Annotated in this window: 19 protein-coding genes and 1 pseudogene; 9 read left to right on the top strand and 11 right to left on the bottom strand. The window is 62.6% G+C overall.

What is annotated here, in order from left to right:
• The first annotated feature begins 3 nt into the window (after positions 1 to 3).
• The 4 genes from FHX10_RS18050 to FHX10_RS18035 are packed head-to-tail and all read left to right on the top strand — an operon-like array spanning position 4 to position 2,691.
• Positions 4 to 1,350 (top strand): multicopper oxidase family protein, encoded by a 1,347-nt coding sequence (locus FHX10_RS18050; RefSeq protein ID WP_063475598.1) that lies wholly within the window; start codon positions 4 to 6, stop codon positions 1,348 to 1,350.
• Between the two features lie 34 nt (positions 1,351 to 1,384).
• On the top strand, positions 1,385 to 1,864 hold the full coding sequence (locus FHX10_RS18045; protein ID WP_063475597.1) for a plastocyanin/azurin family copper-binding protein: 480 nt from the start codon (positions 1,385 to 1,387) through the stop codon (positions 1,862 to 1,864).
• Between the two features lie 21 nt (positions 1,865 to 1,885).
• Positions 1,886 to 2,173: a copper-binding protein gene (locus tag FHX10_RS18040; RefSeq protein ID WP_063475596.1), complete on the top strand. Its 288-nt coding sequence runs from the start codon at positions 1,886 to 1,888 to the stop codon at positions 2,171 to 2,173.
• Between the two features lie 56 nt (positions 2,174 to 2,229).
• Positions 2,230 to 2,691 (top strand): DUF411 domain-containing protein, encoded by a 462-nt coding sequence (locus FHX10_RS18035; RefSeq protein WP_063475595.1) that lies wholly within the window; start codon positions 2,230 to 2,232, stop codon positions 2,689 to 2,691.
• A gap of 35 nt (positions 2,692 to 2,726) precedes the next feature.
• On the opposite strand, the gene FHX10_RS18030 is transcribed toward FHX10_RS18035, so the two are convergent.
• From FHX10_RS18030 to FHX10_RS18020, 3 genes are all read right to left on the bottom strand, one after another.
• Entirely contained in the window at positions 2,727 to 3,095 is a 369-nt protein-coding gene (locus FHX10_RS18030) for a hypothetical protein (RefSeq protein ID WP_063475594.1), read from the bottom strand.
• Between the two features lie 98 nt (positions 3,096 to 3,193).
• Positions 3,194 to 4,708 carry a winged helix-turn-helix domain-containing tetratricopeptide repeat protein gene (locus tag FHX10_RS18025; protein ID WP_063475593.1) on the bottom strand — a complete coding sequence of 505 codons (1,515 nt, stop codon included), beginning with the start codon at positions 4,706 to 4,708 and terminating at the stop codon, positions 3,194 to 3,196.
• Between the two features lie 158 nt (positions 4,709 to 4,866).
• A complete protein-coding gene (locus FHX10_RS18020) occupies positions 4,867 to 5,778 on the bottom strand; it encodes an agmatinase (RefSeq protein WP_063475592.1) in 912 nt (303 codons plus the stop codon).
• 218 nt (positions 5,779 to 5,996) lie between these two features.
• Here FHX10_RS18020 and FHX10_RS18015 point away from each other — a divergent pair, with 218 nt between their 5' ends.
• The 3 genes from FHX10_RS18015 (at position 5,997) to FHX10_RS18005 (ending at position 8,474) form a co-directional block, all read left to right on the top strand.
• Positions 5,997 to 7,163 carry an MFS transporter gene (locus tag FHX10_RS18015; RefSeq protein ID WP_063475591.1) on the top strand — a complete coding sequence of 389 codons (1,167 nt, stop codon included), beginning with the start codon at positions 5,997 to 5,999 and terminating at the stop codon, positions 7,161 to 7,163.
• A gap of 142 nt (positions 7,164 to 7,305) precedes the next feature.
• Positions 7,306 to 7,797 (top strand): MarR family winged helix-turn-helix transcriptional regulator, encoded by a 492-nt coding sequence (locus FHX10_RS18010; RefSeq protein ID WP_063475590.1) that lies wholly within the window; start codon positions 7,306 to 7,308, stop codon positions 7,795 to 7,797.
• Positions 7,794 to 8,474, top strand: coding sequence for a GNAT family N-acetyltransferase (locus FHX10_RS18005; protein ID WP_063475589.1), 681 nt, complete (start codon positions 7,794 to 7,796; stop codon positions 8,472 to 8,474). Before FHX10_RS18010 ends, FHX10_RS18005 begins: the two co-directional genes overlap by 4 nt.
• Positions 8,475 to 8,488: 14 nt before the next feature.
• Here FHX10_RS18005 and FHX10_RS18000 read toward each other — a convergent pair.
• Positions 8,489 to 11,333 (bottom strand): annotated as a pseudogene (locus FHX10_RS18000) (M16 family metallopeptidase).
• A 188-nt stretch (positions 11,334 to 11,521) separates the two neighbouring features.
• Here FHX10_RS18000 and FHX10_RS17995 point away from each other — a divergent pair.
• Entirely contained in the window at positions 11,522 to 12,490 is a 969-nt protein-coding gene (locus FHX10_RS17995) for a substrate-binding domain-containing protein (protein ID WP_097544265.1), read from the top strand.
• A 74-nt stretch (positions 12,491 to 12,564) separates the two neighbouring features.
• Here FHX10_RS17995 and FHX10_RS17990 read toward each other — a convergent pair whose 3' ends face one another.
• The 6 genes from FHX10_RS17990 to FHX10_RS17965 form a co-directional block, all read right to left on the bottom strand.
• Complete coding sequence (locus FHX10_RS17990) at positions 12,565 to 13,830, bottom strand: ABC transporter substrate-binding protein (protein ID WP_063475587.1); 1,266 nt, start codon at positions 13,828 to 13,830, stop codon at positions 12,565 to 12,567.
• A gap of 26 nt (positions 13,831 to 13,856) precedes the next feature.
• A complete protein-coding gene (locus FHX10_RS17985) occupies positions 13,857 to 14,693 on the bottom strand; it encodes a carbohydrate ABC transporter permease (protein ID WP_063475586.1) in 837 nt (278 codons plus the stop codon).
• On the bottom strand, positions 14,690 to 15,595 hold the full coding sequence (locus tag FHX10_RS17980; protein WP_373289175.1) for a carbohydrate ABC transporter permease: 906 nt from the start codon (positions 15,593 to 15,595) through the stop codon (positions 14,690 to 14,692). The genes FHX10_RS17985 and FHX10_RS17980 overlap by 4 nt, the downstream gene beginning before the upstream one ends.
• A 10-nt stretch (positions 15,596 to 15,605) precedes the next feature.
• Positions 15,606 to 16,853 (bottom strand): ABC transporter ATP-binding protein, encoded by a 1,248-nt coding sequence (locus tag FHX10_RS17975; RefSeq protein ID WP_097544263.1) that lies wholly within the window; start codon positions 16,851 to 16,853, stop codon positions 15,606 to 15,608.
• Positions 16,850 to 17,680, bottom strand: coding sequence for a metallophosphoesterase family protein (locus FHX10_RS17970; protein ID WP_097623159.1), 831 nt, complete (start codon positions 17,678 to 17,680; stop codon positions 16,850 to 16,852). The genes FHX10_RS17975 and FHX10_RS17970 overlap by 4 nt, the downstream gene beginning before the upstream one ends.
• A gap of 215 nt (positions 17,681 to 17,895) precedes the next feature.
• The gene (locus FHX10_RS17965) at positions 17,896 to 18,291 is read right to left on the bottom strand and encodes a hypothetical protein (protein ID WP_063475582.1); all 396 of its coding nucleotides are present in this window, start codon (positions 18,289 to 18,291) and stop codon (positions 17,896 to 17,898) included.
• Between the two features lie 199 nt (positions 18,292 to 18,490).
• On the opposite strand from FHX10_RS17965, the gene FHX10_RS17960 reads away from it, so the two are divergent.
• Positions 18,491 to 18,679 carry a hypothetical protein gene (locus tag FHX10_RS17960; protein ID WP_047615152.1) on the top strand — a complete coding sequence of 63 codons (189 nt, stop codon included), beginning with the start codon at positions 18,491 to 18,493 and terminating at the stop codon, positions 18,677 to 18,679.
• 20 nt (positions 18,680 to 18,699) lie between these two features.
• Here FHX10_RS17960 and FHX10_RS17955 read toward each other — a convergent pair whose 3' ends face one another.
• The gene (locus FHX10_RS17955) at positions 18,700 to 21,072 is read right to left on the bottom strand and encodes an alpha-amylase family glycosyl hydrolase (protein ID WP_184389983.1); all 2,373 of its coding nucleotides are present in this window, start codon (positions 21,070 to 21,072) and stop codon (positions 18,700 to 18,702) included.
• Positions 21,073 to 21,107 lie beyond the last annotated feature (35 nt).

The following is a 21,107-nucleotide window of genomic DNA, read 5'->3' as shown; positions in this document are numbered from 1 at the left end:
ACCATGTTCAACAGACGACAACTGTTCGGTGCAAGCGCGGCCATACTGGCGGCGGGAGCCTGGACGAAGACATCGGCGATGGGTCTGCCCGACGCTCCGACAATGGAATCGGCGGACATGCAGCCGCCGCTCCACCCGACCTCGGGTCCGGACTACCAGCCGGTCGTCACCCTCAACGGCTGGACCCTGCCCCACCGGATGAATAACGGCGTCAAGGAGTTCCACCTCGTCGCCGAGCCGGTCGAGCGCGAGATGGCCGACGGCATGACAGCCTATCTTTGGGGCTATAACGGCCAGTCTCCGGGGCCGACGATCGAGGCGGTGGAAGGCGACCGCGTCCGTATCTTCGTCACCAACAAGCTGCCGGAGCACACGACGATCCACTGGCACGGCATGATCCTGCCGTCGGGCATGGACGGCGTCGGTGGCCTGACGCAACCGCACATCCCGGTCGGCAAAACCTACGTCTACGAGTTCGATCTCGTGAAGTCCGGGACCTTCATGTACCACCCGCATTCCGACGAGATGGTCCAGATGGCCATGGGCATGATGGGCTTCTTCGTCATCCATCCGAAGGATCCGAAGTTCATGCGCGTCGATCGCGACTTCGTCTTCCTGCTCAACGCCTACGACATCGATCCCGGCTCCTACGTGCCGCGGATCATGGAGATGACCGACTTCAACATGTGGTGCTGGAACAGCCGCGTGTTTCCGGACATCAGCCCCCTCGTCGTTTCCAAGAACGACAGGGTGCGGGTGCGTGTCGGCAACCTGACGATGACGAACCATCCAATCCATATGCATGGCTACGATTTCGAGGTGACATGCACCGACGGCGGCTGGGTCCGGCCGGAGGCGCGGTGGCCGGAGGTCAGCATCGACATTCCGGTCGGCGCGATGCGCGCCTACGAGTTCGATGCCAAGTACCTCGGCGACTGGGCGATCCACTGCCACAAGTCCCATCACACGATGAACGCCATGGGTCATGACATCCCGACTTTCATCGGTGCAGACAAGTCGAAGGTCGCCGAGAAGATCAGGAAGCTGCAGCCGGACTACATGCCCATGGGTACCAAGGGCATGGCCGATATGGGCGAAATGGAAATGCCAATTCCCGAGAACACCGTTCCGATGATGACCGGCTGGGGGCCACACGGCCCCATCGAGATGGGCGGCATGTTCTCGGTCGTGAAGGTTCGCGAAGGCATCTCGGCGGACGACTACTCCGATCCCGGCTGGTACGAAAACCCGCCGGGAGCGCAGGCCTGGGAGTGGACCGGCGAGCTGCCGGACGCGACCAAGGCCAAAGACGCAAAGACGCAAATCACGCCGAAGCCGACAAAAGGCTGAGGCCCAATCTCCCACGTCAAGAAAGGATCTACGCATGAAGAACTACGTATTGGCACTGGCGCTCGTCGCCCTGACAACCCCGGCGCTCGCGTCCGGCAATCACGCCGGCGGCCATGGCGACAAGATGGCCATCGGCGAGCCTGGCGACAAGGCGAAAGCGACGCAGACGATCCGCGTCACGATGAAGGAAACCGAGGACGGGAAGATGCTGTTTACTCCGGCCGTCTTCAATGTCCGCAAGGGACAGACGGTCAAGATCGCGATCAAGAATGCCGGAACCGTCGACCACGAGTTTGTGCTCGATCAGGAAGACAAGATTCTCGAGCACAAGGCCGTCATGGAGAAGTTCCCGGAGATGGAGCATGACGATCCGAACTCGATTCGTCTTCCAGCCGGCCAGTCCGGCGAGATCGTCTGGAAGTTCACCACCGACGGCGAATTCAAGTTCGCCTGCCTGATCCCCGGCCACTACGAAGCCGGTATGCACGGCGACGTCACCGTCGCTGGCAAGTAATCTGCAAAAGGAGCCATAACCATGAAAACTGTTATGATCAAAATCGGCGTTGCCGCCCTGCTTTCGGCCAGTGCAGCCTTCGGTGCGTTCGCCCAGGAATTCACCAAGGGCGTCGTCAACAAGGTCGACACCAAGGCGAAGAAAGTCACCATCAAGCATGAGGACCTGAAGGGCCTCGACATGCCGGCGATGACGATGGTCTTCCGGGTCGAGGACCCGGCGCTGCTCGAAAAGCTGAAGGAAGGTTCGAACATCGAGTTCGTTGCCGAACGCGTGAATGGCAAGCTGACCGTCATCGAAGTAAAGTAGGGGACTCCTGCCGCCCGGCCTCGATCCGGGCGGCAGGACATCGAGGAGTGGAAACGATGCACAGGAGAATTTTCATCGCGTGGGCGGCATCAGCCCTGGCGTTCTGTGGCGGAAGGGCCTTCGCCGTCGCGCCGGCGAAGATGACCGTCTACAAGGATCCGAACTGCGGCTGCTGTCATGAATGGTCGAAGGCGATGGCGGCCGCAGGATTTTCGGTCGACGCCCGCGACACCGACGATCTTGCCGCGGTCAAGGCGCGGCTGGGCGTACCTGTCGACCTGGAGGGATGCCACACTGCCGTCGTCGAGGAATACTACCTCGAAGGACACGTTCCGCTCGAAGCCGTCCAGCGTCTGCTGCGGGAACGGCCGCCGGTCCGTGGGCTGGCCGTGCCCGGCATGCCTCCTGGTTCGTTGGGAATGGGCGACGACCAGCAGGCGTCCTTCGACGTCTATGCGATCCCCTCGGGGACCGCCGCGCCATACGTGTTCATGGAGGTCCGCCCCCGGAAGGGCTGACGCACTCGATCGGCCAAGCCATGTCGTACGACCGCTCAGGAAACCGGACTGTTGCAGAGCGCCGCCCAGAGATCGTGCTTCCAGTCGGCCCCCGGCCGCGCCGACACGTCGACCGCATAGTCGGCGGAATTGATCCGGACCGTGGCGGGCGAAACGCAGCGCACGCTCGCCTGGTGTCTTCCTCCGTCCCGATAGAGCACTGTCCCGCCGCCGTCGAACTCCAAAAGCGCAATGACGACGTCGAAATCGAAGGTGGGATCGCGGGCGGGCCTGCCCTCTGCCAGACTGAGGCTGACCGACCGGCTGCTGCCGAACGAAGCTGTATGGAAGATCGCAAATTCGGACGCCGCCGATATCGACGCGGACTGCGTGCAAAGGATCAAAAGCAGAAGGATCCGGTGCATTTACCCCTCCCGTGGTCAATGCATCTCGATCCTATCATATCCGAGGAGACCACGCGAATATTCGCATGGCTGGCCGGCCGTGTTTGAGTCACGCGGCGTCACTCCGGAAGACCGGCCTTGCGATAGCCGTCGATGAAATGCGCAAGCGTACGAGCGTCGCGGAAGGGCTCGGTCGCCGCCCAGTGGCGGGTTGAAAAATGCGGGTTGGCGACGAGGAACAGTTCGACCTCGGCGCGCGCTTCGTCGAGCCGGCCGAGCTGGGCAAGGCTTGCCGCCAGGAAACGGCGTGAGCTCGTCCGATAGGTCTCGTCCCGGCGCAGCGTCTCGACGGCAGATTCGTACTCACCGGCGGCATATTGCGCCTGGCCGAGCGTCAGATAATACCAGCTTGCCGGAAACGGGTTCAGCCGAAAGGCCTTGGCGATGTGCTCACGCCCCTCCCCGATCCGCCCGGCGAGAACCGCGATGTCGGACAGCGCCGCAAAGGTGTCGGCCTCGTTGGGATCGAGCTCGATCGCCTTGGCGAATTCCGCATCCGCCTCGTCGAAGCTGCGCTCATAGGCCAACAGGTAGGCCAGGATCCAACGACAGCCGGCATCGTTGGGGTCGATTGCGACAGCCTTGCGTGCCAGTTCCAAGGCAAGGCTGCGGGTCGGTTGCGTTGGTCCGCCGCTGTGGACCTCTCCCATCCAGTGGTTGATGGCGAGCCAGCGATAGGCCTCGGCATAGTCCGGATCGAGCGAGATCGCACGCATCAGCATCAGATGCGCTTCCCGCGCCGTCTGCGGTGAATCATCCATCAGCCTGCGCGCCCGCACACAGAGATCGTAAGCCTCGAGGTTCTTCGGTCGGTTGCGCGGCGGCGGCGCGCGCAGACGGCCGAGCAGCGCCTCGACGATCTTGCCGGTGACCTCGTCCTGAACGGCAAAGATATCGTCCAGGCTGCGGTCGAAGCGTTCCGCCCATAGATGATCGCCACTGACCGCGTCGACCAACTGAGCGTTGATCCGCACCTGCCCTGCGGCGCGTCTTGCGCTCCCCTCCAGCAGGTAGCGCACCCCGAGTTCCTCGGCGATGGCGCGCACGTCCATCGCCCTTCCCTTATAGGAAAAGGCCGAGTTGCGGGCGATGACGAACAGGCCCGGCATCCTGGAGAGATCAGTGATCAGGTCCTCGGTCAGCCCATCCGCAAAGGATTCCTGCTCGGGATCGTTGCTGATATTGACGAAGGGCAGCACAGCGATCGATGGCTTGTCGGGCAGCGGCAGAGGTGTTCGCTTCACGCCGCCGAGATGATTGATGGCGCCTGCAAAGCGGTAGCCGACGCGCGGCACCGTGGCGATCCATTCACCGCCATCGGCGGCCGGGCCGAGCAGCTTGCGCAACTGCGCGATCTGGACAGTGAGATTGCCTTCCTCGACCGCCCTGCCCGGCCACGCCGCATCCATCAATTCGGCCTTCCCCAAGATTTCGCCGGGCCGCCTGACAAGTGCTTCAAGCAGCTTTACCCCGCGATGGCCAACGGCAACGGGATCGTCGTTCCGAAGGAGCGTTCCCGCCCCCGGATCAAGCACGAACGGACCAAAGGCAAAGCGCGATCCCATGGGGCGCATCCTAGAGACATTAACGCTTGGATGGAACTATTCGTCCGCTTAAGCCACCATGGCATCAAGGACGCGAGCGCCGGCCGGGACTGAGCGACGTCTGGGCAAGGTTGCCTGGAATCCAAAACGCAACGAATGCACGGCCTGCTGCCAGAGGAAGCTGGATTTCAAGCCTGCCGGACGATGGCGCCGATGACATTGACCAGAAGGCGCGCGGCGGTCAGGGCTGACAGACCGTCAACGTCTGCGGGAGGATAGAGTTCGACAAGGTCGAATCCCGCAATCTCAGCCCGCTTGCCGAGGCCGGCAATCAGATCGATCACCTCGGTGTAAGTGAGGCCGCCAGGGGTACGCGCCGCCACGCCCGGCATGATACTGGGATCGATGCTGTCACAATCGAGGGTGACGACGACCCGGGCTCCTTCCGGAATATACTGAAGAGCGGCCTCGACGCCTCGAGCGTGGATCTCGCGGGCGGTCACGAAGCGGCTGCCATAGCGCTGCGCCGCCTCGATGTCGGCGAGGCGCGCACTGCCGACGCTGCGCAGGCCGACCTGCACCATGCCGGCGACATGCGGCATCTCGCTTGCCCGACGCATCGGACTTGAATAGCCGTAGCGTTCACCATGCACTTCGTCGCGCCAGTCGATATGGGCATCGATCTGCAGGACCCAGACAGGCCCTTGATCGGCAAAGCCGGCAAGGAAGGGAATGGTCACGGAACAGTCGCCACCGAGCAGGATCGGTACCGCCTGCAAAGCCAGCACCTCGCGCGTCTTCGCCTCGATGCGGCCCCGGTTGCCGGGATTGTCATGCAGGATGGTCTGGATGTCGCCGGCATCGATGCATGAGACCGGCCCGCCGTCGAACAGCGGGCCGCCGAGATCGAAATCCCAGTGCTCAAGGAGTGGTGCATCGTCCTGGCTCGCCGCGCGGATGGCACCAGCGGCCAGGGCGTAGCCGCTGCTGTTCTTGCCGGGATAGGTGCTGCCATGGGCGGCTGCAAAGATCACCGCACGGGGCAAACGTCCATTGGGGAGGCGATCGGGAAGGCCGAGAAAGGAAAGCGGAGCTGTCATTTCCTGATGGTCCTGATGATGTCTGGCTGAAACTGTCGTGCCGAGGGTTTACGGTTGGGATGAAATTGGGCGCTGACCTGTTTAATCCCTTTGGACGTTTTTGAGAACTTTTTGGAAAAACTTAAGTACGACGCTCCCCTCTGTCCTGCAGAATTCATCCTCTTTGACGTCGAGGCTCCCGGAGCCTCAAAGCCTATGGTCTGACGAGGATAATCTGCATGACTGCCGAAAGCATCACATCACCGCACGCGGACCGCATTCCATGGGCGGCGATGACGGGCATTATCGCCACCGTCACGGTGTTCGCCGTGGCCCAGGGACTGACCTATCCGCTGCTCAGTTTTATCCTGGAGCGACAGGGAACGACATCCGGGCTGATTGGCCTGTCGGCGGCGATGACGCCGCTGGGTTTCATTGTGTCGGCCCCCTTCATTCCGGCGCTTTCGCGGCGCGTGGGCGGAGCGCGGCTGGCGATCCTGTGTTCGATCCTCGCCGCCCTCACGCTGATCGCGATCGCCTGGAAACAGGACGTCTGGGCCTGGATACCGCTGCGCTTCCTGCTCGGCTTCTTCGCCAATCCGCTCTACGTGATCAGCGAAACCTGGCTGATCTCCATCACGCCAGCACCACGCCGAGGCCGCATCATGGGCCTCTATTCATCGATCGTTTCGGGTGGCTTCGCCATTGGCCCGCTGTCGCTCGGCCTCGCCGGCACTGAGGGTTGGCCGCCCTTCATGATCGGCATCGCCGCCTTCCTCCTCTGCGGCCTGATCGTGCTTGCGGTCGCCCCGCGCCTGCCCGCCACGCCTGAGGAAGGCAAGGCAACATCCGTCGGCGGCTTCTTCGCACTGGCGCCGCTGCTGTTGTTTGCGGTTTTCGCGGCCGCCGCCTTTGAGCAGATCCTGCTTTCGCTGTTTGCGGTCTATGGCGCCGCCCTGGGCAGCGGCGAGGAGCGTATCGCTTCGCTGATCACCTGCTTCATCGCAGGCAATGCCGCGCTGCAGATCCTGCTCGGGCGCGTGGCCGAGCGGTTCGGGTCGACACGGACCATGTTGCTTTGCGTCCTGACTTGCCTGGCCAGTTGCCTCTTGCTGCCGCTCGTCTTCGATGCGTGGCTCATCTGGCCGCTGGTTTTCACCTGGGGCGGCGTCTCGTTCGGGATCTATACCCTGTCGCTGATCCAGCTCGGCGAGCGTTTCACCGGCCAGGCCTTGATCGCCGGTAACGCCGCCTTCGCCTTGGTATGGGGCATCGGCGGCATCGTGGGCTCGCCCGCGACAGGACTGGCGATGCAACGGATTGGCCATCAGGGGCTGCCATCGTCCCTCGCCCTGCTCAGCTGCATATTGGCGGTGCTTCTGATCGCGGAAAGGCGACGGGGCTGAGCGAGCCACTGGGTTTGACACAAATGCGGGCTTGGCGTCTCACAAGCAGCCCGGTTTTGCGATGGATCACCTGCACTCAATTTAGCAGGTTGAGCAAATATATAACACGTTATATAACCATCGATACAAATGGGGGAATGGCATGGTCGAGGATGTGGTCCGAACGCTCGGGTTTCTGTGCATGGGCAGCCGTCTGAGGCGCATCGGCGAGAGGTTGCAGGCAGATACGCAGCAGATCATCGACGAGATCGGCCTTGGCATCCAGGCGGGCCAATACCCATTCCTGGCGGCGATCGACCGGGCCGGCCCGCTGACGGTCGGCGAGCTGGCGCAGGCAGTGGGCATTACCCAGCCGGGCGCCACGAGGACCACCGGCCAGCTTCTCGAACTCGGTTTCGTCGACATGCAGCCGGCGCCGGATGATCAGCGCCGCCGATTGGTCTCGCTGACCGACAAGGGCCAGGAACTCATCGACTATTCGAAGATATCGGTCTGGCCGCGTGTCGCGGCAGCCGTCGCCGATCTCTGCGGCGATCTCGACGGGCCGATTCTCGAACAGCTCGCCGCCATCGAGGACGGGCTTGCAGAGGCGCCGCTGGCACAGCGGAGCCCCGCCAAGGAGAAAACACGATGAAACATGTTCTCGACCGTCCAATCTGGAGCGCGCTGGAGAGCGCGCACTCCCATCTTGCGGAAGGCAATGAAAATGCGCGGCGATACCCGCCGTCGATCGTCCCCTTCGCGGCGTCTGCCGACGACAGGCCGGAGAGCCTCGACGCGCTGGAGGCGCTGCCGGCGTCGGAGGAGAGCATGATCCTCGTTGAAGCCGGACCGATCGTCATCCCAGCGGGGCTAGCCGTCGTCGCCGAGGCATCGGTGGTGCAGATGGTTGCCGAGCGGCCTCAAGGGCGAATTTCGGATTCTCGCATCGAGCCGCTGACGGAGGCGGACGCCGCCGACATGCTGGCCTTGGCGACATTGACCAAACCCGGGCCGTTCACCCTGCGGGCCCAGAGCCTCGGCAGCTTCTGGGGGATCAGAAGCGAAGGCCGCCTGGTGGCCATGGCCGGTCAGCGAATGCGGCAGACCGGCTTCATCGAGCTCAGCGGGCTTTGCACCCATCCCGATTTCCAGGGGCGCGGTTTCGGCACCCTGCTTTTCCGTTTCGTTGCCGGCGAAATCGCATCCAGCGGCGACACGGCCTATCTGCATGCCTATGCGGCGAATATCTCGGCCATTTCCCTCTACAAAACGCAGGGTTTTACTCTTCGCTCGGAGATGAACATGCGCGTGGTCAAACGCCGTTCCTGAGCGGTGTTCCCTTCCTATCGTACCGCCGCCGGCAGCACTTCGAATTTCCAGAACTTTTCCGGGCCGAAATAGGCCGTGGAAAATGCGCGGATATCGCCGGCGGTGACCTTGTCGTAGCCGCCGAGACTATCGCGTATCCGGTCTAAACGACGCGAATCCGTCTGAGCATGGTGCAGATATGAGAGCCAATATTCATTGCTCTGCTGCTGATGCTTCAATGTCTCAATGATGGGTTCCCGGGCGCGCGCAAGCTCGTCCGGGGAGACCTCCTGCGATCTGAGATCATTGGCGATCTCGTCGACAAGGGCGTAAAAGCGCGCGACCTTTTCCGGGCCTGTCTCGACGTAGAAATAGGCGTAGCCATAGCCAGGGACTTCCCTTGACAGGTCGACGTCGCCCTGCACGGCATAGCTTGCGCCTTCTGCAATGCGAAACTGGTCGATCAGCCTGTTCTGGAAAATCTGCACGGCGACATTGGCGGTGAAGGAGCGCGGCAGATCGGAGAGCAGATCGCCGATGGGAGCTCCAACGACGGCGGCGGCATTGTCTGCCCTGCCGCTATGGGCCTGCAAAACGGGCTTTACGGTCGTCGCCGGAAAACGCACCTCGTCCCGATCGGTGCTCGACGCCGTCTCCGGGCGCGGCGGCAAAGCGCCAAAGGTTTCAGCCGTCAGCCCGATTGCGTCGTCCACCGTTACGTCGCCGACGATGGTGATGTCGATCGGGCCATTGGAAACCATCGGCCGGAACAGCGCCTCGAAATCGTCCGGCTTGGCGGCGGACAATTGCGCGCGGTCGGGGAAGGTCCAGCGCGGATCGCCGGAATGCACGAGACCTGCGAAATCGCGGCTGACAACGCCGCCGGGCGACGCGTCATACTGATTGAGGCCACTCAAATAGGCCTGCTGCACACGCTTGAACGCCTCGGGACGGTAGGCTGGATCGGAGGTGTAGGCGGTCATCAGCTGCAGCTGCGTCGCAAGATCTTCAGTCCGTGTACGACCGTCGAACCTGAAGGAGCTGTCGCCGACCGAGAAGTCGACGCCGACGATGTTGGCGGTCAGCGCTTTCTGTATATCCTCCTAATCCATGGCCTTCACGCCGGACAGCACGACGGCCGGAGATGCCCAGGTCGCGAGGGAACGGTCGCGCGGCAAATCCAGCCGACCGCGGCCGATATCTTCGCGCACCAGCACTTCGTTGGCACGCAGCTTGGTCGGCTTAACGGTCAGCCGCACGCCGTTGGAAAAGCGCACCATGGTCAAGCCGAGGTCTTCGACTGCGCGGCGTTCGACCACTGCGCCCGGCTCGCCGAAATGGGTGTAGGGCCAGGCGACGTCAGCAGCACCGGATGGCGCCGAGACGGCAATGGCATTTGACGCGTCATAGACTTGCCGAACCGTGTCGGCTCCGCCCTGCGGTGATTGGGGCGTCTGCAGCACGACCTGCGGACCGTTGCCGGAGAAAGCACGCTGAAGGGCTTGATTGACCTCGGCCATCGTGACGCCCTTCGTTATCGTCTCGAACAGCGAGAGGTCTTGGGCAGGCGAGGTGAAGACTTGATCGTCGTCGACGCTGCCAGCCAGCGCCGAGGCGATGTCGGTGGTCGCGCGCGTCGCGGCTCCGTCCGCGGCGGCTTGCAGGGCCAAGCGATATTCGCGGATTTCGCGATCGATCTCCGCCTTTTCAACGCCGAATTTTTGGATACGACGCTGTTCCTGGTCGATGGCCGTGAGCGCTGCCTGCCATTTGTCCGCCTCGGAATTTGCCGAGACCAGGACGACATGCGCGGAATCGAGGAGATCCTGGGAGCCGACGCCCGCGCTGATGAAAGGGGCATCCGCCTTGCTGGCGATAGCGCTCACCCGCCGTTTGAGCACCAGGAGCCCGAGATCTTCAATAAGCTCGGCGCGGCGCCTGGCAGAGGTATCAGGCGCGGCGTCATAGGGACGCGTCCAGGCGACCTGTATGCTCGTCATGCCGCCGGGAACAGTGATCACCTCGGCACTTTCGCCTTTCGCCGCCAGTGTGCCAAGATCCGGTTTTGCCGGCGCCGGCCCCACGGCCTTCCAGTCGCCGAAGCGCTGCCGGATTTCGGTTTCCATGGCGGCCGGGTCGATATCGCCCACTACGATCAACGTTGCCCGATCGGGTCGGTAGTTGGCCCGGTAATAATCACGGACGAGGTCTACCGGCGCATTGCTGATGATGTCGGCTTTGCCGATCGGCACGCGCATGGTCGCGCGCTGGCCGGCGAGCAACGAATTCATGATTCCGAGCGCTGCGCGAGACTGCGGTGTATCGCGCAGCCGCTCTTCCGACAGGATGACGCCGCGTTCGCGATCGAAAGCTCCGGCATCGAGGGTCAGCTCGCTCGCCGTTTCCCGCATCAGCATCAGGCCCGTCGAAACTGTGTCCGCATCGACCTCGGGCAAATCGAGCGCATAGACAGTCTCGTCATAAGAGGTATGGGCGTTGGTGTCCGGTCCAAAGGCCAGGCCCTTGCGCTGCAAGATACGGATCATCTCGCCTTCGGCGACATGCGTCGAACCCTTGAAGGCCATGTGCTCGAGAAAATGCGCCAGACCCTGCTGGTTGTCGTTTTCCTCGAGCGAGCCGGCGCCGATGCGAAAGCGGATCGCGGCCTGTCCGGGCGGCGTGACGTTGCGCATGATCGCAACGCATGCCGTTGGCGAGCGTGCCGAAATGCACGCCAGTCTCGGCTTGCAGGTCGCTTTGCGTTTGCGGCCAAGGCTCGGATGGGGTGTCCGCATAGGCTGGCAACGCGAAGTTTGCAGCAAGGCAGACCGCCGCGAGAAACCACCGCGCCGTGGAGCATTCCATTTGTTTGTGAGACATTCTTGTCCAGGTGATGAGCAGGAAAAGGGTAGATAGCGTCGATTCGACTATTCCACAGGTTGCATTTCGCATCAACGTCCATGTGCGCGAATGGATAAGAAGGAGACAATTCCGGCCGAGCGTCAGACCAATGTCATTGAACCCACTTAAAGGATTGCGCCTTGATGAGGTTACCAGGAGGCGCTTTCATGGCGACGTTGGAGCAGGTCGCATTCCGGGCAGGCTGCTCGCTGGCGACCGCAAGCCGTGTTCTCAACCGCAACGGACCGGCGAGCGACCTGATGGTGCGCAAAGTGCGCCGTGCGGCCGCCGAACTCGGTTATCACTCCGCCGGCAGGCTTGGCCGCAGGCCCGTGGTCGGCGTGCTGATCCCGAGCATCACCAATCCGGTCTTTGCCTCGTCGTTGTCGAGCATCCAGAACCGCATGCTGGTGGCCGGCCACGGCGTCTTGATCGCCCAGTCGAATTACGATCCGGCGCGCGAGGCCGATGCCGTGGCAGCCCTCCTGAACGACCGGCCGACCGGGCTGATCCTCACCGTCTGCGATCCCTCGACCAGCCAGGCGCTGCTTGCCAGGCTGCCGCCGACCGTGCTGCTCAACAACCTGCCGACGGCGCAATTTCCGGCGGCTGTCACCGCCGACAATCGCGGCGCCGGCCGCGAGATCACGGCGTTCCTGATCGGCATGGGTCATCGCCGCATTCTGTTTCTTTCCGGCAATTTCGCTGCCTCCGACCGCGCACATCTTCGCTACCGGGGTTATCTCGACGCCATGGCCGAGAGCGGGCTGACAGCGCTCGATGTGATGCAGATCCCCTTCGTCAACGGTTTTGACCAGCTCGATCTCGGCATGCCGATGAACTCGCTTGCGCCGACGGCGATCATCGCCTCGAACGATCTTCTGGCGCTCGGCGTCATCGGCGCGCTGAAGCGCGAAGGGCTCTCGGTGCCGGGCGATGTTTCGGTCGCCGGCTTCGACGGCATCGCCATCGGCCGGCTGATCGATCCGCCGCTGACGACGATCGAAATGCCGGATGCCAGCATGGGGGCGACGGCCGCCTCGCTGCTCCTCGACATGGCGGAGAATGCCGCCCCTGCCCGTCATCTCGACGTCGCCTATACGCTACGCCGCGGCGGCACGGTGCGCGCCATCTGAGAAGCTAGGGAAAAGAAGAGGCCGCCACGCGCTCGGCATGGCGACCCCTGCCCTATGCCTGGTGAGATAGGAGATCAGCTGCGCGGCAGCATGTCCTCGACGTCAGCGGCCGCGTCGTCGAGCGCTTCCTTCGGCTCGGCCGACTGGTCGACGATGCGCGACAGGTTGTCGACGATCGTCTGCGTGACCTTGACGCCGTTCGAGCCGGGGAAGGCATACCAGGGGATCATCACCGGCATCTGGCTGAGGCCGGCCTGGAACAGCGGGTTCTGCTTGTAGAAATCGCCGAGATATTCGGGTGACTTCGCGGCAAGCTCATTGTTCGGAACATAACCGGTGCCAGGCACGACGACGGAAGCACCGTAGGGGCCGGCGGCGAATTTAGCGAACTTCCAGGCAGCATCCTGCTTGGCGGCGTCATGCGTCAGGATGACGACGGCGTTGCCGCCCGTCGGCAGGCGGCCGTTCACCGAATCGATCAGCGGGATCCTGGCAGTGCGCAGATCGAACTTGTTGCCGACATTCTTGATCGTGTTGCGCAGCGCGCCCGTCGTCTGGAATTCGAAACCGACCTTGCCGGCTGCGAAAGCCTGTTCGCCTGCGGGCTTGGTGAAGACAGGCATGCCGCCCTCGGTGACCAAGCGATGCAGGACTTCGACGGCCTTCTGACCTTCCGGACCGTTGAAGGCAACCTTGCTTTCGTCATCGCTCAGCATCTTGCCGCCGGCGCCGAAGAGGAGAGCCGAAAACATCCAGTCGTCGCCCTGCCAGCGGAAATCGATGCCGTCGACACCGTTGCCGAGCGCCTTGATCTTGCCGCCGAGCGCGATGACCTCATCCCAGGTCTTCGGCGGATTGTCGGGGTTACCGCCAGCCGCCTTCACGAGATCGGCGTTGTAATACATGATCGGGTTGGAGGTCGCGAAAGCCAGCCCCACCTGCTTGCCCTTGACTTGGGCGAGCTTGAGGATCGTGTCGGAGAAGCCTTGCTCGGCCATGTTGCCGTCCTTCTTGACGAGCGGACCGAGGTCGACGGCGACGTCGCGTTCGTCAAGCATGCGCAGGCGGTTGAGGCCGATGAAGGTGATATCGGGCATTTCGCTGGTGCCGACCTGACGAAGGATCGTCTGGATGCCTTCTTCATAGGTGGCCGAGGGGCTGGCGAACTGGATCTTGATATCGGGGTTTTCTACCATGAATTTCTTCGAGATCGTGTCCATCACGTCCTTGAAGAAGCCCGGCATCGGGTAGTGAACCGTCAGCGTCGTCTCGGCATGCGCGGGAAGCGCGATTGCCAAGGATACGGCCGCTGCGGCGAGAATCTGGGTGATATGTTTCATCGCTCGTTCTCCTGGGTTGAAACCGGTCAGCCTTTGAGTCCGGTCATGGTGATGCCCTCGACGAAACGCTTCTGCGCAAGCAGGAAGGCGGCGACGAGGGGAAGGGTAATCATGAGGGTCGCCGCCATCAGTGCGCCGTAGTCGTCGCCGGCCTCTGCGGCGCGGAAATACATCAGGCCCAGCGGCGGCGTGGCGTAGTCCTGCTTGCTGATGACGATCAGCGGCCAGTAGAGATCGTTCCAATGGGCAACGACCGAGAAGATGGCAAAGGCGGTGACCGCCGGCCAGGCATTCGGCACGATGACGCGGGCAACGATCCCGATTTCCGACATGCCGTCGAGACGGGCGGCATGGATGAGATCATCCGGCATGGCGCGGAAGAACTGCAGGAACATGAAGATCGCGAAGACCGAAATGGTGAAGGGCGCGACCAGGGCGGCATAGCTGTTGAGCAGCGAAGCGCGGTCGAAGGCGACATAGAGCGGCAGCGCGGTCGCATGGATCGGCACCAGCAGGCCGAGCATGACCAGCACCATCATGGCGCGGGCGGCACCAAAGCGCAGCTTCGCCATGGCGTAGGCGCAGGGGATCGCCACCAGCACCTGGAAGAAGAAGATCAGCCCGCAGACGACGACGCCGTTCCACAAGAGCCGCGCCATCGGCACCCGGCTCAAGGCCTTGGCAAAATTCTCGACATAGGTGAGATGCGCCGGGATGAGCGATAGCGACGAGGTGAAGATATCGCTCTGTGCCTTGCCAGCCGTCGAGATCATGAAGGCGTAGGGCGACAGAAAGACGATCGCGCCCAGTGAGAGCAGGGTCAGGCGGATGATCCTGCCGAGGGAAAAAGCGCTGGTCATCATGTGTAATGCACCCGGCGATCGAGGACGCGATACTGCAGGAACATCAGCACCACCAGGATCAGCAGGAAGACCACCGTCATCGCCGAGGCATACCCAACGCGCAGATAGACGAAGCCTTCCTGGTAGATGGTAAAGAGCAGCACTTCCGACGCCTTGTTGGGGCCGCCGTCGGTCAGGGTCTTGACCGTCTCAAAGACCTTGACCGCATTGGTGATGCTGATGGTGATGACGAAGAGCGTCGTCGGCCCGAGCATCGGCCAGGTCACCAGCAGGAAGCGGTCGAAGGAGGATCTGGCGCCATCCACTTCGGCGGCGGCGTAAAGCTCACGCGGGATCGCCGTCAGTCCGGCCAGGAACAGCACCATGTTGAAGCCGGCCGATTGCCAGACGCCGATGATCGAGAGGCTGTAAAGCACGGTGCCGGAGCTGCCCAACCAGTTCGGACCGGGAAGCCCGACAAGGGCCAGCAGCGCATTGATCGGGCCGATTGTGGGGTGGAACATATATTGCCAGACGGTCGCCATGGCGACGATCAGCGAGGCGACCGGCAGGAAATAGGCGGTGCGGAAGAAGCTGCGCGCCGCGGTTTCGCTCTCGATCAGCATGGCAATGCCGAGGCCGAGAAGGATCGAGACGGGGGCGACGATCGCCGTATAGACCGTCGTATTCCACAGCGACTTGCGAAAGGTGCGGTCGGTGATCAGGTGCGCATAATTCTCGAAGCCGACGAAACGGAACTTGCCGAAGCCGAGTTCGAAATCGGTGAAGCCGAGCACGATCACAGATGCAACCGGCAAGAGCACGAAGAGGAACAGCAGGATCATCGCCGGCAGCACCAGCATCCAGGCGATCTGGGCCTCGCTGCGCCGATGCGCAGCGGCGGAATCATGTGGCGCAGCCATCGAGACGACGCTAGCCATGCGCCCTCTCCCATTGAGAGTGGCCCGCCATCAGCCCGGCATCGGCGGAGCCGAGCCCGGCATCGGCAGAGCCGAGCCCGGCATCACCTGCGGTGAGCCCGGCATCACCCGTGGCAACGCTGCCGGCCAGCCGGCTGCCATCCTCGGCAAAGATCAGCGTCCGGCCGGGCGAGAGCCGCAGCCCGACGGCATCACCGGCGGCAAGGCCTGCGGCTTCGGACGGTTGAACCTTGGCGATGATGGTCTCGCTGATCGCTTCGAGCCGGCAATGGAGGATGACTTCGGAGCCCAGGAATTCGACGCGTTCGATCCGGGCGGCAAGTCCATCATGCCGGCTCCTGGACAGAAAGACGAATTCGGGGCGAATGGCGATCGTGACCGGCATCTTCCTGTCCGGCGCATTGTCGAGCATAAGCCGCAGGCCGCCGCAGAGAATGACGCCGCCTTCGGCAAAGGCCGGCAGCAGATTGATGCGCGGCTGGCCGATGAAGCGGGCGACTTCGATATGGGCGGGATCGTCGTAGATGACTTCGGGGCTTGCTATCTGCAGCAATTTTCCGCCCATCATCACAGCGACACGGTCGGCCATCGACAGCGCTTCCGCCTGATCGTGGGTGACATAGAGCGTCGGCACGCCGGCTCGGCGATGCAGGTCGACGATCTCGCCGCGGGCGTGGACGCGCAGATTGGCGTCGAGGTTGGACAGCGGCTCGTCCATCAGGAAGATGTTCGGCTGGCGCACCATGGCGCGGGCAAGCGCCACGCGCTGACGCTGGCCGCCGGACATCTGGCCGGGCTTGCGGTCGAGAAGGTGGTCGATCTTCAGCGACGTCGCCATCTCCCTGACGTCGCGGGCGATCTTCACGCGGGTGGCGCGCTGGCCGGGCATCAGCGAGCCGATGAAGGGCAGCCGCTGCATCCTCGACAGCCGGCGCATCGCCAGAGGCACGGCGATATTCTCAGACGCCGTCAGATGCGGATAGAGCGCGTAGGACTGAAAGACCATGGCGATGTTGCGGTCGGCGGCTGCGACGCCGGACATGTCGCGCCCGCCGATCAGGATCTCGCCGCGGTCGGCATGGTCGAGGCCAGCCAGAACGCGCAGCAGCGTGCTCTTGCCGCAGCCGGAGGGGCCGACTAGCGCGATGAATTCGCCGGCCGCAATATCCAGGCTGACGCCATCGAGGATCTGGTTGCCGGCGAAAGCCTTGGTGATGCCGCGAAGCGAGAGCGCGCTCATTCGACCGGTTCCCGCTGCTTGACCGCCTGGGGATAGACCTCATGAACGACGTCGTCGAGCACATGGGCGGTCATGCCGGGAACGGCGACAATCGTGCTTTCGACTGAAGTATCGAACTCATGGATGACGGCGCCGATCAGACGTTCACCCGGCATCTCCCGCTCCATCTTGTCGATGATGAAGGCGGCCGATGGACCCCATGTCAGCTGGGTGTTGTTAAAGCGCCCCTGCCAAGCCCAGTGGAGATGGCCGCTCGCAAACAGTGCCACGTCATGGGAAGCGATGAGATCATAGAGCCGCCGGCGCTGGACCGGGCGAACGCTCCAATAGCCGGTATCGCCCTCGTCGGGCGCATCGACGAACAGCGGCTTGTGTGCAAACAGCGCCACGCGCCGCCCTGCCCTGTCGGAAAGCGCCTGATCGAGCCATTCGAACTGGGCCTCCTCCTCGTCATCCTCATGGCCGAGAAGCAGCGCGTTCAAGCCGATGAGGCGCCAGCCGGCCGTATCCTCCAGCCAACGGTCGGGGCCAGCAAGGCTGCGCCAGCGGGCGAGCCGCTCGGCATTGACCGGCTGGTCCGATCCTTGGAGATGGCCGACATCGTGATTACCGGGGACGATCAGCATCGGGATCGACACCTGGCGCATCAGGTCCATCGAGAAGGTGATGTCGGCGTCCTTGTCGGCGCCGTCGACGGTGAGATCGCCGGTATGGACGATCAGGTCGGCGCCGGTCTCTTCGATCCAGCTCAGAAGCGGCGCCCAGTTGCCGTTGAAATGCGGCTTGTCGGGACTGAAATGGGTGTCGGTGATCTGAATGATTTTCATGTCTGAATCATCTTCATGGGCGCATCTCCGAGACGTCGGAAGCGCGTCACCCGCGCTTCCTTCTCGGGCCCTCTCTAGAAGGCTCCCATGTCAATCAGACATCTGCTGTTTTCAGCTGTTTTTCAGTTTTGACATCAATTTGTCATGCAAGAAAAAGCTGCCCGCAGGAACCGGGGCAGCCTTGGCCAGCATTTGGGATTGAGATTGCGGTGAAATCAATGCCGTGGTGCGTTGGCTGGGATGGACGATACCGTTGCCGAGACAGGGTCGCTTGCAGGGAAGCTGTCTTCAAGGCCCTCGTTCAACTCCTCCTCCAGCGTCTCGCTGTCCCCAGCCGAACGCGCGCTCGGCTGGCCGATCAGACCCTTGCTGCCTTCGTCAAAATTGCCGTTGCTCAAGGCATCGTAACGGTTGATGCTGCCGTCCGGCTCGCCGCCGGCAAAGCTGGTCAGCTGAACCATCATGACCTTGGCGTGGTCGACCGCCGTCGCATCATCAAGCTCGCCATGGGAGTTGTCGATTTTGACGGAAATCGATTCTCCGCCTTCGCCCAAGAATTCGACGGTGAAGATGTCGCCGGCCTGTGTCACTCGCGTATCGATCAACTGCATCGGAACCTCCTGTGTTCATTGACATCAACGGCGATCAACATCCGGAGTTCCATGGGCCAATCATTTCAACGTCAGGTCAACGTCAGGCGATGACTGGTTCTCGCCTGGCGATTATGGTTAATTTATTAATAATTCGGGTTTTATAAATGGAACGAAGCGGCCTTTCCGAGTGTTGATGCTGCGCCGTGGAGGAACCCCAATGATCCTGAAAATCCTTGCCCCCAAAATCGACGCCGATTGCCATGACACCGGCACCTGGCCCGATGGGATCTTCGCCGAAAACCGGATCGATCTTTCCGTTCGCCGCGACGGCCGTCGTCGCTCGCCGCATGAGCGCGACTACGGCAATGACAGGAAACTGGAAAATCTGCCGCTCGGCTTTGCTTGACCGTTGCCGGCGTGCACTTGTCACAGCCTGCGAAAGACCAGAACGCCTGACGCCGGCAGCACGGGATCGAGCACTCCCGCCGTGGCTCGGAGCCTTCCGCCGCCGTTGCCGACGTTCCAGCCGCCATATCTGCGAGAATCGCTGTTGAAGACCTCCTCCCAGAGGTCATCTCCCAAGCGGTCGCTGTGCAACCGGTAGCCGTGTTCGAAGGGAGCATCGTTCAGCGAGCCCACGACGAGGAAATCCTCGCCGTCGTTCCAGCGATGAAAGGCGATCACCCGATTTTCGTCGTGAACCAGGGGAATGGCGATGTTGCGCGAGCGAATGGCTGCCTCTCCGACACTGAGCGCTATCAGATCGCGATAGCAGCTGATCATCCCTGCCCCGTGGCCATCGGCTGCGCCGAGAATATTCTCCCGGTTGGCGAGGAAATCATTGTAGCGATAGGGCTTCAGGGCACCGATTTCCTCGCCCATGAAAAACATCGGCGTCCCCGGCGATAGCAGCGTCATCGCCGCCGCGAACCTCGATCTCGCCTCCGCCCACGTCCTGGTCTCACCGACAACAGGCGCGAAATTGACCGCGATCACAGCGGTTCGCGCCGATCCTTCACGATTGCCGCAATCGTCGTGCGACTGGTTATAGACTACCTTGGAGTGCGCGCTTGTCTGCAAAGCGCCGGCAAGAGACGACATGGTCAGCGCCCGCTGGTCCCCGAAGCCGGCATTCTTCAACAGCTGCGCCTGCGCACCGCCGTGATATTCGACGAGATTGTGATGAAAGTCACCATACCAGGTCGCATCGAAGCCGAGCCCGTCGCCGGTCAGGCTTGGCTCGGTCATCGCCGACCAGTCCGAATAATCCTCGGCCGTCAGGAAAAGCTGCGGCTTGATGAGCCGCATCGTGCGGGTCCATTGCTTCAGGAATTTGGCGCCGAAGGCGGCGGCCCGATCGGCGCGCCGGCCATCGGCATGCAGAACCGGATATTGATGGATCGAACTCGTCTGATCGAGCCGGAAACCATCGATATGGCAGACGGAGACGAAAAAGGCGGCGCTGGAGATGAAAAGCTGGCGCACGGCTTCCTCATGGAAGCGCGGCGCCCATCCCGTCGAGATGTTGTCGATGTAGCCGCCCGTGGGATCGGCGTAATCGCCGGGCCGTCCCTCGTACCAATAGTAGATATTGCGGGTGTGATCGTTGGAATCATAGGCCCATTGCGCCCGCTCGCCATCCGGATCGAAGTGGTTGTAACAGACATCGAGGATGACGGCGATGCCGCGCTGGTGGCAGGTCTTGATGAACATCTTCAGCCGGTCGGTGCCGCCGGCCCCTTGATCGGCGGCAAAGAAATGCGAGGTGCCGTAGCCCCAGTTGGCCCGGGTCTCGAATTCCGCAATCGGCAGCAGTTCCACCGCGTTGACGCCGAGCGCTGCGAGATGTTCGACGAAGGCGACGGCATCATCGAGCGTACCGGGCGCGGGCTTGCCGAAACCGAGGGCGCCGACATGCAGTTCATAGATCACCAGATCCTCGAGCCGATCGGGAATCTTTTGGCCGCCGGCGAATTCGTCGGCCCAGAAGGCCTCGGCGGTAAGCTCCTCTCCCGATGGCAGTACCACCCGCTTCGGGTCGCAGACGACCGAACAGCTCTGCGGTCCGTCCAATGACGCCGGCGATCCGTGATAGACCGCCCCATCCGGATCGAAGTCCCCCGCGCCGATCTGCATGAGCGACCAGATATCCGTGCGGTAGACGAGCGATCCGTCATCCTTCGTGATGCGGTACATATAGGGGGTGCCGACCATGCCGTCGAAATCGGCAAGGCCGTCATCATCGCCGGTTTCGACGGTCCAGAAGCCGTCGACGGTCTTGCGCATCGCGATGGTTGCGACTGCACCGGTGCCGTCGTCGGCGATGTAGCCGATGGCCGGATCGGCCAGGACAAGCGAAACCGCCCTGGCGTTCGGCGCCCAGACCGCGAAGCGAATGCCGTCGGCACTGTTGCGCCGCTCAATTCGATTCGCCCCCAGACGGCCGATCCACGTCAGATAATAGGTCTGCGGCGCCAGGTCCGGGTGGAGGTCGAAGGAGCGTTCGCGACGCGTCGAGACCTCGTCGTCCAATTCGGCGGCGATCGCCCATAGGCCGGAAGCATCAGGCCGATCCAGCTCGACCCCCCAGCGGAAATGCGTGCCGATCCCGGCGTCACGAAACGATACATCGGCGACGAAGACATCATAACCATCCTCATCACGGGAAGGCCGCATCGAAACAGATGTCCACTCATGCGAGACGCGGCCTTGCTCGTCCCAACTGCCGCAGAGACGGACATCGCCGAACGCCATCGATGGCAAGCCGCTGCGAAACCGGAATTGAACATCGACGGTCATCGGATCCTCCAAAACCATGTCGGATTTCACCGGAC

Source organism: Rhizobium sp. BK591 (assembly GCF_014195045.1).
GTDB classification, from domain to species: Bacteria; Pseudomonadota; Alphaproteobacteria; order Rhizobiales; family Rhizobiaceae; genus Rhizobium; species Rhizobium anhuiense.
Note: the sequence above shows the minus strand (reverse complement) of the source record. Positions and strands in the feature narration are given on the sequence as shown.